Genomic DNA, 14,057 nt, shown 5'->3' with positions numbered 1-14,057 from the left:
CAAACGAACCTATCCGTCCCATCCGCCCCACCTGTACAGCGATTGCGGTACATCTGTGTGGAGATGGTGCGAAGAGTGCAATCTCAGGCGCCGGCTCCGCGCAGTCGCTGCTTCGGGACCAGGGCCGACGCGGGCGCCAACCCCCGTCCGCCGGGCGCCTGTTGCTGATCCCCCACCGGCATGTCGTCGCGCATCAGGGTCTCGGGGATGAGCACCGCGGCCGTGACCCCGCCGCTCGACGAGTGCCGTACCTCCACGCGCAGGCCCTGCCGTTCCCGCAGCCGGTTGACCACGAACAGGCCGATCTGCTTGGCGTCGAGGAGGTCGACCTTCTCGGACTGGATCTTGCGGTTGGCGTCCGCCATCGCGTCGTCCTTCATGCCGAAGCCGCTGTCCTCGACCTCGATGAGGACGCCCTCCCGCATCCGGGCCGCGCGTATCTGCACCTGAGTGCTGGGCGGTGAGAAGGCCGTCGCGTTCTCGACGAGTTCGGCGAGCAGATGGATCACGTCGGCGACGGAACCGCCGGACAGCGACACCTTCGGTACGGCCCAGATCTGGACGCGGGCCGAGTTCTCGATCTCGGCGACGGCCGCGCGCAGGATGTCGGACAGCGGGATCGGGTCCCGCCAGCCGCGCCCGGGCGCGATCCCCGACAGGATCAGCAGGCTCTCGGAGTGCCGGCGCATCCGCGTGGCCAGGTAGTCGACGCGGTACAGCTCCTGGAGTTCGGCCGGGTCGCGCTGTCTGCGGACCATCGCGTCGAGGAGGTCCAGCTGGCGGTGGAGCAGGACCTGGCTCCGGCGGGCCAGGCTGACGTAGACCCCGGAGATCCCGCTGAGGAGTTCGGCGCGCTCGGAGGCGGCCTTGAGGGCGGCGCGCTGGACGGCGGTCAACGCGGTGCCGACCTGGGCCAGTTCGTCGCCGGCGAGACGGCGCATGGGAGCCTCGGCGTCGATGTCGACGCCCTGGCCCGCGTGCAGTCGGCGCATGGCCTGCGGAAGGCGGCGGCCGGCGACTTCGAGGGCGGAGTTGCGCAGGTCGAGGAGTTCGACGATGAGGCCGCGGCCGACGAGCACGGAGACGAGCAGCGACAGCAGCACGCCGACCAGGCCGAGCACGACGGCGACCCCGGAGGCGCCGAGCGTGTCCCAGCCGAACGGGTCGGCGGCGGCCGTGGCTCCCGTACCGGCCTCCGTCTCGGCCGTACCGAGCCCCTTGAGGACTCCACCCACGGTGGCGTCCCAGCCCTTGAGGAAACCGGCGGACGCGGCCGGGGTGCCGGGGCCCGCGCTGCTCACCCGGTTCTCGATCGCCTGGAGTTGGCTGTATCCGCTGCCGTCGAGGACCGTGCGGTACGCCGTCCGGTGCTCGGCCCTGAGGTCGGCGACCGCGGGGGCGAGCAGTTCGCGCTGGGTGGCGACGGCGCCGACGAACAGCGCGTACTGCTCCTTCGTCAGCTCGCCCCCGGTGCGGGCGGCGCCGAGCAGCGCCTCCTCGCGGGCGACGGCCTCGCGGGCCCGGGACAGTTCGAGCACCACGCGCGCCTCGGAGGCGTCGGCGGCGGTCTTGTCGCCGGTGAGCGCGCCGGTGACGGAGAAGCCGTGCTCGACGATCGCCGAGTAACCGCTATACGTGGCCGTCGACTTGGCGCCCTTGGCGGTGGCCTGTGCGCGCAGCGCCGCGAGGCCGTTGGCGTCCGTCTCCAGCTTGTCGATACGGCCGGGCAGCGTGGAGTCGATGAGCGCCGCGTCGGAGCTGGACGCGTTGACACCGTCGAGCAGCGCGGCGGCGGCCCTGTCGGTGGCCTTCGTGGCGCTCGTGAAGGCGCCCGGTGCGTCCGCGTGCCGCAGGGCGGCGGCCCGTTCGCCCTGTACCGCGGTGACGAACTCGGCCACGGGAGTGAGGAGTTCGGAGTTGACGTCCTTGGCGGTCTCGGTGGCCGCGATGCTCGACGCGGTGGTGACCGCGGCGAAGCCCCACAGGGCCATCAGGGACACGACGGGCAGCATCAGCAGGGCGACGATCTTCGCGCGGACCGATCTGGGGCGCAGTCGGGCGGGCGTGCGGAGGACACGCATGGGGACCTCGTTCGGGGGAGTGCGGGGTGAGTGCCGGGGGGTGCGGGGGTGTTCGTACGGCGGCCGTGGACCGGGGTGCCGCGTGCCGCAGCGGTGCGGGGAGTGGCGAAGTCGGCTCGGGTCACGCGGAGTTCGGCCTCGCGCGGGGGTTCGGTGCCTGGTCCCGGGGAGTCGGGGGGCGGCGTCCTGGGGAGAGCGGCGAGTCGATGTCGGCCTGGACCGGGGTGGGGGTGGGTGGTTTGGGTTGTGTGCGGGGTGCGGGTCGGTGGGGGCTGGGTGCGCAGTTCCCCGCGCCCCTGGGGAGTGGGGGTGGGCGGGGTGGGAGCCTGCGCCCGGGCGTCGGGTGGGGGTGGGGATCGGCGGGGTGGGAGCCTGTGCCGGGGTGTCGTGGCGGCGGGTGTGTTCGCCGTGGGGCGGCCGAAGTCGGTTCAGACCGTGGCGAGTTCGACCTCGCGCAGCAGCTCCGCCGCGAAGGCCGACTCGTGGCGCTTGCCGGTCGGGGACAGGGCGACGTACGCGGAGGCCAGGAAGAGGAACGAGCCGAGCACGACCGCGAGCGGGAAGATGAACTCCGTGGCGGTGGCGCCGGACAGGGCCGCGCCGCTGGGCGCGAGGGCGACGCTCACGGCGTACATCCCGGTGTAGTGCATGCTGCTGACCGCGAGCCCCATGACGAGGGCGGCGAGGGTGGCCAGGACCGGGCCGCGGACGACCAGGGTGAGGGTGAGTGCGGCGGTCGCGGCGACGACGGCGATCGCGACGGAGGCGATGACGAGCCGGGGGTCGTAGTCGATCGTGCCGTGCAGGTCGAGCGCGGCCATGCCGGTGTAGTGCATGGCGGCGACGCCGAGGCCGGTGCCGATGCCGCCGAAGGCGACCGAGGTGACGCGGGAGCGGCCGTAGCCGGCGGTGAAGACGCCGGCGGCGACCACGCCGATGGACATCAACAGGCTGAGGACGGTGAGCGGGACGTCGTAGCGGATGGGGGTGCCTTCGACGCTGAAGCCGAGCATCGCCACGAAGTGCATGGTCCAGATGCCGGAGCCGATGGCGACGGAGGCGAGGGTCAGCCAGTTCCGTTTGGAGGCGCCGTCCGCCTCAAGTGCCCTTACGGTGCAGCGCAGTCCGAGGGCGGCGCCGACGCAGGCCATCGCGTAGGAGAGGACCGGGGTGACCCAGCCCGCGCTGAAGTGATCCATGTGGCCCATGGGGAGGTTCCTCTCGGGCGTGGCGCGGCGAGACCGCGCGCGCAGGGAGTACCGCCGGTAACGAGGACCGGGGTCGGCTGATCATGACAGCCCTTTCCCTGTGACATAGGGCGCGAAAGGGACCTTGAGGTCGATTGGCGAACAATAAATCCATGTGGTTTGGATAACACCGAACATGCGCATTTTTGCAGGTCAGGCGGGTGTTCCGTGGACCTCGTGTGAAGGTCGGTCGATCACGGTCGCCCCGGCCGCCGGACCCGCCGCCGTACGTACCGTTCGGCATGTTCCGGAGCCCGCCAATGCCTCGGCCACCTTCGCCGCCGAACCGGGGTCGCGGACGAGGAACGCCGTCGTCGGGCCCGAGCCGGAGACGAGCGCGGCGAGGGCGCCCGCGGTGCGGCCCGCGGCGAGGGTGTCGGCGAGTTCCGGGAAGAGCGAAAGGGCCGCGGGCTGAAGGTCGTTGGAGACGGCGGCGGCGAGTGCGTCCGGGTCGCCCTTCGCGAGCGCGTCGAGGAGTGACCGGGAGGCGACGGGCTCGGGGACGCCGGTCCCCTCCCCGAGCCGGTCGAACTCCCGGAACACCGCCGGAGTCGACAGCCCGCGCTCGGCCATCGCGAACACCCAGTGGAAGGTGCCGCCGGTCTCCAGGACGGTCAGCTTCTCGCCGCGCCCGATACCGAGCGCCGCCCCGCCGACGAGACTGAACGGCACATCGCTGCCCAACTCCGCGCAGATGTCGAGCAGTTCGGCCCGCGAGGCCCCGGTCCCCCACAACGCGTCGCACGCCACCAGCGCGCCCGCGCCGTCCGCACTGCCGCCCGCCATGCCGCCGGCGACGGGGATGTCCTTGGCGATGTGGATGTGCACGGCGGGGCTACGGCCGTACCGCTCCGCGAGTGCTACGGCCGCCCGCGCCGCCAAGTTCGTTCCGTCCAGGGGGACTTGGGCCGCGTCCGGGCCCGCGCAGGTGATGCGGAGTTCGTCGGCGGGGGTCACGGTGACCTCGTCGTGGAGGCCGACCGCGAGAAAGACGTTGGCCAGGTCGTGGAAACCGTCGGGGCGCGCGGCCCCCACCGCGAGCTGGACGTTGACCTTCGCGGGGACGCGGACGGTGACGCTCACTTGCCGGGCTCCTTGTGCTGGACCTCTTCGGCACCCACCTTGTTCTCCGCGATGCGCGTGAACTCCTCGACCGTGAGTGACTCGCCGCGTGCCTGCGGGGACACCCCGGCGGCCACCAGTGCCGTCTCCGCCGCTGCCGCCGAGCCCGCCCAGCCCGCGAGTGCCGCCCGCAGGGTCTTGCGGCGTTGGGCGAAGGCCGCGTCGACCACGGCGAAGACCTCGCGACGGGTGGCTGTCGTCTTCAGGGGCTCGGGCCTGCGGGTGAGGGCCACGAGGCCGCTGTCCACGTTCGGGGCCGGCCAGAAGACCGTGCGGCCGATGGAACCGGCCCGCTTGACCTCGGCGTACCAGTTCGCCTTCACCGACGGGACGCCGTACACCTTGGAACCGGGCGGGGCGGCCAGGCGGTCGGCGACCTCCGCCTGGACCATCACCAGGGTGCGTTCGATGGTCGGGAAGTGTTCCAGCATGTGGAGCAGGACCGGTACGGCCACGTTGTAGGGGAGGTTGGCGACCAGCGCGGTCGGGGGCGGGCCCGGCAGCTCGGTCACCTGCATGGCGTCCGAGTGCACCAGCGCGAAACGGTCCGCCCGGTCCGGCATCCGCGCCGCTACCGTCGCCGGGAGCGCGCTCGCGAGGGTGTCGTCGATCTCCACGGCGGTGACGCGGTCGGCTACCTCGAGCAGCGCGAGTGTGAGTGAGCCCAGGCCGGGGCCTACCTCCACCACCACGTCGTCGGGGCGGACGTCTGCGGTGCGGACGATGCGGCGGACCGTGTTCGCGTCGATCACGAAGTTCTGGCCGCGTTGTTTTGTGGGGCGGACGTTCAGGGCTGCCGCCAGTTCGCGGATCTCGGCGGGGCCCAGGAGGGCGTCGGGGTTGCTGCTCACGTTCCTAGGTTACGGGGCCGTTTTCGGCTGCCGCGCCGTCGTGGCTGGTCGCGCAGTTCCCCGCGCCCCTAAGGGGTGGGGGCTGCGCCCCCTACCCCTTGTCCCTCATCACTCAGCCGTGCAGCCTTGTTCCGCAGTGTGGCCACGGGCTTGAGCCCCGCCGCACGTACAGCCTCTTCGCTCTGAACGTCTGTTCCTCCGCGCTTGCGTCCTGTGGACGGCCACTCCCGCCCAGGCTGTGCCAGGTGTGGGTGTCGAACTGGTAGAGGCCGCCGTACGTGCCCGAAGGGTCCACCGCGCCGGGACGGCCGCCTGACTCGCAGGTCGCCAGGCCGTGCCAGTTGAGCTGGTCGGCGCCCTGGACCGACGTGGGCATCGGTTTTGTGCCCACCTTCACCAGCTGCGAGCGGGGTTCGCGGACCAGCTGGTCGTCCACCCGTCGCGGTTTCTCCTTGACGCCGTTGACCGTGCGGAGGGTGTAGGTGACCCGGCGCATACCCGGCTGGCCCGCTCGCTCCACCACCTCCGTGCCCTTGAACAGGGTGGGGTCGTCGGTGCGCTCGACCTTGAAGGGGATCGCCTCCTCGCGGACCTCGCGCGTGCCGGTGACGCGGAGGACCGTGATCGTCTGGCCGTCGCGCGGGAAGCCGGCCGGCGGGACCGAGGTCGTGTCCTCGCCGTGGAGGCCGATGCCCGCCTCCTGGACCGCCTCGCCGACCGTCGCCGCGTTGGTGCGGATCGTGCGGGCGCGGCCGTCGGCCATGATCGTGACGGTGCGTTCGGTGCGGACGTCGAGGGCGAGTCCGGCGCGGCCGATGGGCTGGGAACGCGAGGTGGAGACGTACGCGCCCTCGGCCCGTACGCCGAGTTGTTCGAGGGCGCCGTCGACCGTGCGTGCCGTGGTCCACACCTCGCGCCGGTGGCCGTCGATGGTGAGCCGCACGGGGCGGCCGTAGCGCACCGCGACCTCGTCGCCGCTGGCGAGGGTCGCGTCGCGGCCGGGGGCGACCACGTCGTGCGCGCCTACGTCCACGCCCTGCTGGGCGAGGAGTTCGGTGACGTCGTCGGCGAAGGTGTGCAGCGTGCGCGGCTTGCCGTCGACGCTCAGCTCGATCGCCTTGTCCTTGGCGACGAACGCGGTGGTGCCGCCGGCGAGGAAGGCGACCACCAGCGCCTGTGGCACCAGCCTGCGCATCGCGGAGCCGGAGTCCGGGCGGTCCGCTCTTCGCCGCCGGCCGTGCCGTGCCGCCGGCTCGCTCTCCGGCTCGGTGGTGCCCGCCTGGCGGGGGAACACGGGTTCGTACGCCTCGTAGGCGGGGCGGTACGTGTCCCCGTACACCTCGGTGGGCCCGTCGGTGTACGCGTCGGCGCGCACACCGCGGTCGTACGTCTCGTAGGTCTCGTAGTTGCTCACGCCGACACGCTCCAGAAGGCCACGGGGGTCCGGATCGGGCCAACAGAACCTAGCGGAGTGACCGTCACTCTCCAAAGCGACGCGGCTACCCAGAGTTGTGTTCGATGAAGCCTTGAAGCGTCGTCAGGACTCTCAATAGCCGAACGCCCGGGCCGTGTTGGCCGCGAGCGCCGTCGCCAGCTCGTCCTCCTCGATGCCCCGTACGGCGGCCATCGCGCGGACCGTGACCGGAATGAGGTAGGGCGCGTTGGGCCGTCCGCGGTACGGGGCCGGGGTGAGGAACGGGGCGTCCGTCTCCACCAGGACCAGTTCCAGGGGGGCCACCGCCAGCGCGTCCCGCAGGTTCTGGGCGTTCTTGAAGGTGACGGTGCCGGCGAAGGACATGAAGTACCCGGCGCGGGCGCAGAGTTCGGCCATGTCGGCGTCGCCGGAGTAGCAGTGGAAGACCGTGCGCTCGGGGGCGCCTTCCTCCTTGAGGACGCGGAGGACGTCGGCGTGGGCGTCGCGGTCGTGGATGACCAGGACCTTGCCGTGCCGCTTGGCGATCTCGATGTGGGCGCGGAAGGACTCCTCCTGGGCCGCCTTGCCCTCGGGGCCGGTGCGGAAGTAGTCGAGGCCGGTCTCGCCGACGCCCTTGACCTGCGGGAGTCCGGCGAGGCGGTCGATCTCCGCGAGGGCTTCCTCCAGGGCCGTGTCGCCGCCCGCCACCCGTGCGCCCTGCCGGGACCAGCCGTCAGGGTCGCCGTGGACTATGCGCGGGGCCTCGTTCGGGTGCAGGGCGACCGTCGCGTGGACGGCGTCGTACCGGGCAGCCGTGTCGGCGGCCCAGCGGGAGCCCTTGAGGTCGCAGCCGACCTGCACGAGCGTCGTCACACCGACCGACGCGGCCTTGGCGAGAGCCTCGTCCACCGTGCCGGACTGCATGTCGAGGTGGGTGTGGGAGTCGGCGACGGGCACCCTGAGGGGCTCCGGGAGCGGCGGCGCCGCGTTCTTCTCGCTGCCGCGTGCGCGGGCGCCGGCGCTGTCGCTGGAGGAAGGCATGCCCCGATCCTACGAAAGGGGCATGCCCGCCCGGTCGCCGGAGCCGGTCAGCTCGCCTTGCGGTGGAACGGGTGCAGCAGGTCCGACAGATGCCAGTGGTGGTCCCTGTGCTCCGGCAGCGGGGTCACGGCGGCGTCGCCGTCCTCCGGTGCCGTGGCGTCCGCCGCTGCCGCCGCCGAGCGGGGCCGCGGCGCCTGGTACTGCCGCTGTGCCGCCTCCCGTACAGACGACACCTGGCCCGCGCGCATGATGCGGACGACATGCCCGTCGCAGTTGAGGCAGGCGGGCCGGCTGAGCGGTGACGGCACGACCTGACCCTCCGCCACGTACATCACGAACTGGTGGCCGTCGGTGTCGACGTGGTGCTCTATCTCGTACGACTGCTCCCAGCCGTGCCCGCACCGCATGCAGGCGAAGGAGTACGACTCGTTCACCACGGCTGTGGCAGCGCCACGGAGGCCGGTCTGCCCTGCGATCTCACTCATGCCAGCTCCTGCTTGCTTTCCGCTGGACAAGCGCCCCCGGCGAGGGGATTCCCCCCGGAATCCCGTTGGAGGCGAGGGACGGGTGCGTCCCTTCATCCAGTGGACGCCTCCAGCAGGGCGAATGCATCAGTCCTGTCGACTGTTGGAGGCGATTTGGACTTTCCTTGTCGAATCACCCCGTCAAGGCGGTCCGGGCTTTGCATTTCGTGACCGCGCTTTGCCCCGCCATGGGGCGCGCGCTCATAGGAACAGCTCCCCGCTCAGAGGAACCTTTCTCGCAGGTCAGAGCGGTTTTTGCGCAAGCTCACAGGGGTTTTTGCGCAGACTTCGCCGCCACCACCGCATCGAACACCTCGCGCTTGGGAACGCCCGCCTCGACGGCCACGGCCGCGATCGCCTCTTTACGCCGCTCCCCCGCCTCCTCGCGCACCCGCACCCGCCGTACCAGCTCGTCGGCGCTCAGTTCCTCGGCCTTCTCGGGGGCGCCCTCCACGACGACGGTGATCTCCCCTCTCACACCCTCCGCCGCCCACTCGGCCAGTTCGCCGACCGGGCCGCGCTTGATCTCCTCGTACGTCTTCGTCAGCTCGCGGCAGACGGCGGCCCGGCGCTCGGCGCCGAACACCTCGGCCATCGCGGCGAGGGTGTCGTCGAGCCGGTGCGGCGCCTCGAAGTAGACGAGGGTCCGCCGCTCACCGGCGACCTCCCGCAGCCGCGACAGGCGCTCGCCCGCCTTCCTCGGCAGGAACCCCTCGAAGCAGAACCGGTCCACCGGCAGCCCCGACAGCGCGAGCGCGGTGAGCACGGCGGACGGTCCCGGTACGGCGGTGACCTTGATGTCCTTCTCCACGGCGGCGGCGACCAGCCGGTACCCCGGGTCGGACACGGACGGCATCCCGGCGTCGGTCACCAGCAGCACGCGCGAGCCGCCGAGCAGCGCCTCGACCAACTCCGGTGTCCGCGCGGCCTCGTTGCCCTCGAAGTACGACACGACCCGCCCCTTGGGCTGCACCCCGAGCGCCTGGGTCAGCCGCCGCAGCCGTCGCGTGTCCTCGGCGGCGACCACATCGGCACCCGCCAACTCCTCGGCGAGCCGCGGCGGAGCGTCCGCGATGTCGCCGATGGGGGTGCCGGCAAGGACCAGAGTTCCGGGAGCAACTGTCACGTTTCCATCCTCTCAGGGGAGAGAGGCGGGACTCACACAGCCCTGTTCCCTACGATGGCGCGGTGACCAGTACCGCGTCCTCCATGGACACCCGGCAAGGGCAGGCCCCGCAAGACCAGCGGCCGTCGTGGCAGCAGCGGCTGCGCCGATTCGGCTACACGGCGGGGCCCAGAAGCGACGTACGCGACCGGCTGGTGCCGCCGTACGCGGAGCCCAGCCCCCGGCTGTGGGCGGCGCTGGGCTTCTCGCCGGGGCTCGTCGACCGCATCACCCGCTGGTCGGGCTGGGGCGGTCCGCTGCTGGTCACGCTCATGGCCGGCGTGATGCGCTTCTACCACCTGGGCAGTCCGAAGGCGGTGATATTCGACGAGACGTACTACGCGAAGGACGCGTGGGCGCTGGTCCACCGCGGCTTCGAGGTCAACTGGGACAAGAACGCCAACGACCTGATCCTCCAGCACAACGGTCACGTCCCGATCCCGACGGACGCGGCCTACGTCGTGCACCCGCCGGTCGGCAAGTACGTCATCGGCCTCGGCGAGCTGATCTTCGGCTTCAACCCGTTCGGCTGGCGCTTCATGACGGCGCTGCTCGGCACGCTCGCCATCCTGATGCTGTGCCGCATCGGCCGCCGCCTGTTCCGCTCCACGTTCCTGGGCTGCGTGGCGGGCGTCATGATGTCGCTCGACGGCCTGGCCTTCGTGATGGCCCGCACCTCGCTGCTCGACGGCGTCCTGATGTTCTTCGTGGTGGCGGCGTTCGGCTGCCTCCTCCTGGACCGGGACAGGGCCCGGGCGAAACTCGCGGCAGCACTACCGGTCGACGCGGACGGCCGGGTCCGCCCGGACGCGCACATCGCGAACACCTTGTTCCTCGGGCTGCGCCCCTGGCGCTGGGCGGCGTGCCTGCTGCTCGGCCTCGCCATGGGCACCAAGTGGAACGGCATGTTCTACGCCGCCGCCTTCGTGGTGATGACCGTGCTCTGGGACGTCGGCTCCCGCAAGGTCGCGGGCGCCAGCCGCCCGTACGTCGCGGCCCTGAGGTACGACCTGTTCCTCGTCGTGGTCATGGCCCCGGTCGCGATCTCGGTCTACGTCCTGTCCTGGCTCGGCTGGATCCTCTCCCCGGCCAACGGCACCGGCGGCTACTTCCGCAACTGGGCCGCGACCGACGGCAAGGGCGGCTTCTGGAGCCACTTCATGCCCGACTGGGCACGCAGCCTGTGGCACTACGAGCACGAGGTCTACGAGTTCAACGTCGGCCTGCATTCCCCGCACACGTACATGTCCAACCCCTGGAGCTGGCTGGTCGACGGCCGCCCGGTCTCGTACTTCTACGAGTCCCCGTCCCCCGGCTCGGACGGCTGCCCGGCGAGCGCCGGCGAGAAGTGCGCCCGCGAGGTCCTGGCCATCGGCACCCCGCTCCTCTGGTGGGCGGCCTGCTTCGCCCTCCTGTACGTCCTGTGGCGCTGGGCGTTCCGCCGCGACTGGCGCGCGGGCGCGGTCGCCTGCGGCGTCGCGGCCGGCTACCTCCCCTGGTTCATGTACCAGGACCGCACGATCTTCTTCTTCTACTCCATCGTCTTCCTCCCGTTCCTCTGCCTCGCGGTCGCCATGCTGATCGGCGCGATCATCGGCCCACCGGGCTCCAGCGACACCCGCCGGGTCGCGGGCGCGGTGGGAGCGGGCGTACTGGTCCTGCTGGTCACGTGGAACTTCATCTACTTCTGGCCGCTGTACACGGGGACGGCGATCCCCATCGACCAGTGGCGGTCGAGGATGTGGCTCGACACCTGGGTCTAGTCCTGCTGGACGAAGTCGTCGGCGGGCCCCCCGTCCAGCTTGTCCGTGCCGGGTCCGCCGTAGAGCCTGTCCTTGCCGCCGTCGAATCTGCCGCCGTCGCGGTTGTCGCCGTAGAGGGTGTCGGCGCCGCTGTTGCCGTAGAGGACGTCGGCGCCGACGCCTCCGTACAGCTGGTCGTCGCCGGGGCCACCGTAGAGCGTGTCGTCGCCCTGGTCGCCGCTCAGGCTCTGGTCGCCCGCGCTGCCGCGGAGCACGTCGTCGCCGGGGCCGCCTCTTCCGCCGGCCCCCTCGCCGACCGCGTGGATCGTGTCGTCGCCCTTGCCGCCCTCGACGTACTCGCCGGTCCGCACCGTGATGGTGTCGTCGCCGTTGTCGCCGTAGACGGCCTGGGCCTCGCGGGCGGTGCCGGTCCAGGTGTCCTTGCCGGCGCCCAGGTGGACCACGTTGTAGCCCAGATAGCCATAGGCGTCACCGGGGATGTTGTTGTGCACGACGGCGGAGTCGTTCGCGTCGCCGAGGTTCAGCAGGAGCGTGGGGTAGGGGTCCGTCGCCATCTCCTCGATCACGATCGTGCAGGCGACCTTGGTGCGGTCCTCGGCGTCGGGGGAGACGCAGCCGGGCCCCGACGGCCTGATCGGAACCACGTCGTCTATCAGGTACCTGACGACGCTCCCGCCTCTGTCCGACGTCTCGGTGACGGTCACGTGGTTGGCCTGGTGGCGGGCGGCCGTGTAGACGACTTTGCCGCGCACCGCGGCCGTCGCCGGCGGCCCTTTGTACGGCGCCGGTCCCGAGGTCATCGCGACCCGCACCACAACTCCCAGAGCCAGCACCAGAGTTACCACCACCGCGACCCGCACCACCCGGTGCCCGCCAAGTCGGGAGAACATCGCGCTACCTCCGTGAGCCGGGGTGTCGGACCCGGCACCACGACCGACCCCCGACCCCCACCCCCGGTTGCCCGGTATCCCCCACCGTTCGCCGTACGTTCACATACGTGGCCCATTGGGCGGCGCAATTCAGTCAGCTGATCTCTGTTCGGACAACAAAAGGCAACACCCCTCACAGCTTTCCCCCACGCCACCTACAGTTCGAAGGACTGATAACGGGGAGGGACAGGGGCATGCGCAAGGGGGTAAAGGCCACCGTCATCGGCAGTGTGTTCGCCGTGATGGTGGGCGGGGCGGGGTACGGGGCGTTCAACGTCGTGTCCGCGTTGGGGGGTTCGGACGGGGTGGCCGGGGTCGGTGGGCCCGCCGCCAAGAAGACCGGGCCGCCCAGCAGCGGTGAGGTCGAGGAGACGACGAAGAAGTTCTTCGCGGCCTGGGAGAAGGGGCAGGCGGTGGCCGCCGCGTCGTACACGAACAACGACGCCGCCGCCGACGCCGTGCTGGAGTCCTACAGCGGGGCCGGTCACATCACCAAGGTGAAGATCACGCCCGGTACGAAGACCGGGGCCACCGTGCCGTTCACGGTGAGGGCGACGGTGTCGTACAAGGGCATCGACAAGCCGCTCGGTTACAAGAGTCAGCTGACCGTCGTGCGCGGGGAGACGACCGGGCGGGCCCTCGTCGACTGGCAACCTGCCGTCGTGCACCCGGAGTTGAAGACCGGCGACACGTTCGTCACCGGCGAGTCCGCGAGCCCGGCGATCGAGGCCGTGGACCGGAACGGGGCCGTGCTGACCAAGGAGAAGTACCCGTCGCTGGGGCCGATCCTGGACGAGCTGCGGTCCAAGTACGGCGACAAGGCGGGCGGTACGCCCGGTATCGAGCTGGCGATCAAGCACGCCGTCGCGGACTCGGCCGACACCACGCTGGTGACCCTGGAGAAGGGCAAGGCGGGCAAGGTGCGCACGACGCTCGACGCGAGCGCGCAGGCCGCAGCCGAGAAGGCCGTCACGAAGTACTCGGAGTCGTCCGTCGCGGCCGTGCAGCCGAGCACCGGTCAGATCCTGGCCGTCGCCAACAACCGCAACGACGGCTTCAACGCCGCGTTCCTGGGCCAGTTGGCGCCCGGCTCGACGATGAAGATCATCAGCGCCGCCACGCTCATCGACAACGACATCACCAGCATGAGCGGCGCGGCGCCCTGCCCGCCCACCGCCACCTGGCAGAGCCAGACCTTCAAGAACCTGACGGGCCTGTCGCCGGACGAGAACGCGACGCTCGCCGACAGTTTCGCCCGCTCCTGCAACACGGCGTTCGTGAAGTTCGCCGACTCGGTCAAGGTGGACTCGCTGACCAAGGAGGCCGAGGACCGCTTCGGGCTCGGCCGGGACAACTGGAAGACCGGCATCCCGTCCTTCGACGGCTCGGTCCCCGCGTCCGGCGGCCCGGACACCGCGGCGAACCTGATCGGCCAGGGCCAGGTGCAGATGAGCCCGCTGAACATGGCGTCGGTGACGGCCACGGCGAAGACGGGCTCGTTCCGCCAGCCGGTGCTCGTCGCGCAGAGCCTCGACGACCGCCAACTGGCCACCGCCCAGGGCCTGTCGGCGAGTACGTCGGCCCAGCTGCGGGCGATGATGAACCGCACCGCGACCAGCGGCACCGCGGCCGGCATCATGGCCGGGCTCGGCGGCAGCATCGGCGCGAAGACGGGTTCCGCCGAGGTGGACGGCCAGTCCAAGTCCAACAGCTGGTTCACCGGCTACCGCAATGACATCGCGGCGGCGGCCATGACCCAGGACGGCGGCCACGGCATCGACGCCGCCGGCCCGATCGTCCGGGCGGTACTGGCGGCAGGTGGCTGATCTCACTCCGCGGGGAAAGTGAACTCACCCGCACAGGACGGGACTCTAGGCTGTGCCCCGTCGTTGGGGTGTGTGAGGGCTGAGGGCCAGAACG

11 protein-coding genes are annotated in these 14,057 nt (G+C 71.2%); 2 read left to right on the top strand and 9 right to left on the bottom strand.

Translation table 11 applies throughout. The features are described 5' to 3' along the window. Nucleotides 1–83 precede the first annotated feature (83 nt). From OG504_RS31185 to rsmI, 8 genes are all read right to left on the bottom strand, one after another. A complete protein-coding gene (locus tag OG504_RS31185; RefSeq protein ID WP_405992782.1) occupies nt 84–2,081 on the bottom strand; it encodes a nitrate- and nitrite sensing domain-containing protein in 1,998 nt (665 codons plus the stop codon). Nucleotides 2,082–2,509: 428 nt separating this feature from the next. Next, nucleotides 2,510–3,289, bottom strand: a complete 780-nt coding sequence (locus OG504_RS31180) for an MHYT domain-containing protein (RefSeq protein ID WP_033285616.1) — start codon at nt 3,287–3,289, stop codon at nt 2,510–2,512. 192 nt (nt 3,290–3,481) lie between these two features. Further along, nucleotides 3,482–4,411, bottom strand: a complete 930-nt coding sequence (locus tag OG504_RS31175; protein WP_405992781.1) for a 4-(cytidine 5'-diphospho)-2-C-methyl-D-erythritol kinase — start codon at nt 4,409–4,411, stop codon at nt 3,482–3,484. Continuing rightward, the gene (gene rsmA, locus OG504_RS31170; RefSeq protein WP_405992780.1) at nt 4,408–5,301 is read right to left on the bottom strand and encodes a 16S rRNA (adenine(1518)-N(6)/adenine(1519)-N(6))-dimethyltransferase RsmA; all 894 of its coding nucleotides are present in this window, start codon (nt 5,299–5,301) and stop codon (nt 4,408–4,410) included. The genes OG504_RS31175 and rsmA overlap by 4 nt, the downstream gene beginning before the upstream one ends. A gap of 112 nt (nt 5,302–5,413) precedes the next feature. Then, entirely contained in the window at nt 5,414–6,715 is a 1,302-nt protein-coding gene (locus OG504_RS31165) for a ubiquitin-like domain-containing protein (protein WP_405992779.1), read from the bottom strand. 132 nt (nt 6,716–6,847) lie between these two features. Beyond that, nucleotides 6,848–7,756 carry a TatD family hydrolase gene (locus tag OG504_RS31160; RefSeq protein ID WP_405992778.1) on the bottom strand — a complete coding sequence of 303 codons (909 nt, stop codon included), beginning with the start codon at nt 7,754–7,756 and terminating at the stop codon, nt 6,848–6,850. A gap of 47 nt (nt 7,757–7,803) precedes the next feature. Next, entirely contained in the window at nt 7,804–8,241 is a 438-nt protein-coding gene (locus OG504_RS31155) for a hypothetical protein (protein ID WP_405992777.1), read from the bottom strand. A gap of 304 nt (nt 8,242–8,545) precedes the next feature. Continuing rightward, nucleotides 8,546–9,406, bottom strand: a complete 861-nt coding sequence (gene rsmI / locus OG504_RS31150) for a 16S rRNA (cytidine(1402)-2'-O)-methyltransferase (protein WP_019057513.1) — start codon at nt 9,404–9,406, stop codon at nt 8,546–8,548. Between the two features lie 62 nt (nt 9,407–9,468). On the opposite strand from rsmI, the gene OG504_RS31145 reads away from it, so the two are divergent. Next, a complete protein-coding gene (locus OG504_RS31145; protein WP_405992776.1) occupies nt 9,469–11,208 on the top strand; it encodes a dolichyl-phosphate-mannose--protein mannosyltransferase in 1,740 nt (579 codons plus the stop codon). Here OG504_RS31145 and OG504_RS31140 read toward each other — a convergent pair. Continuing rightward, nucleotides 11,205–12,098, bottom strand: coding sequence for a calcium-binding protein (locus OG504_RS31140; RefSeq protein WP_405992775.1), 894 nt, complete (start codon nt 12,096–12,098; stop codon nt 11,205–11,207). The genes OG504_RS31145 and OG504_RS31140 overlap by 4 nt on opposite strands. 233 nt (nt 12,099–12,331) lie before the next feature. Between OG504_RS31140 and OG504_RS31135 the strand changes: the two genes are divergently transcribed. Next, a complete protein-coding gene (locus OG504_RS31135) occupies nt 12,332–13,963 on the top strand; it encodes a penicillin-binding transpeptidase domain-containing protein (RefSeq protein WP_405992774.1) in 1,632 nt (543 codons plus the stop codon). Nucleotides 13,964–14,057 lie beyond the last annotated feature (94 nt).

Origin of the sequence: Streptomyces sp. NBC_00986 (genome assembly GCF_045162565.1) — a bacterium.
Lineage (GTDB): Bacteria > Actinomycetota > Actinomycetes > Streptomycetales > Streptomycetaceae > Streptomyces.
Note: the sequence above shows the minus strand (reverse complement) of the source record. Positions and strands in the feature narration are given on the sequence as shown.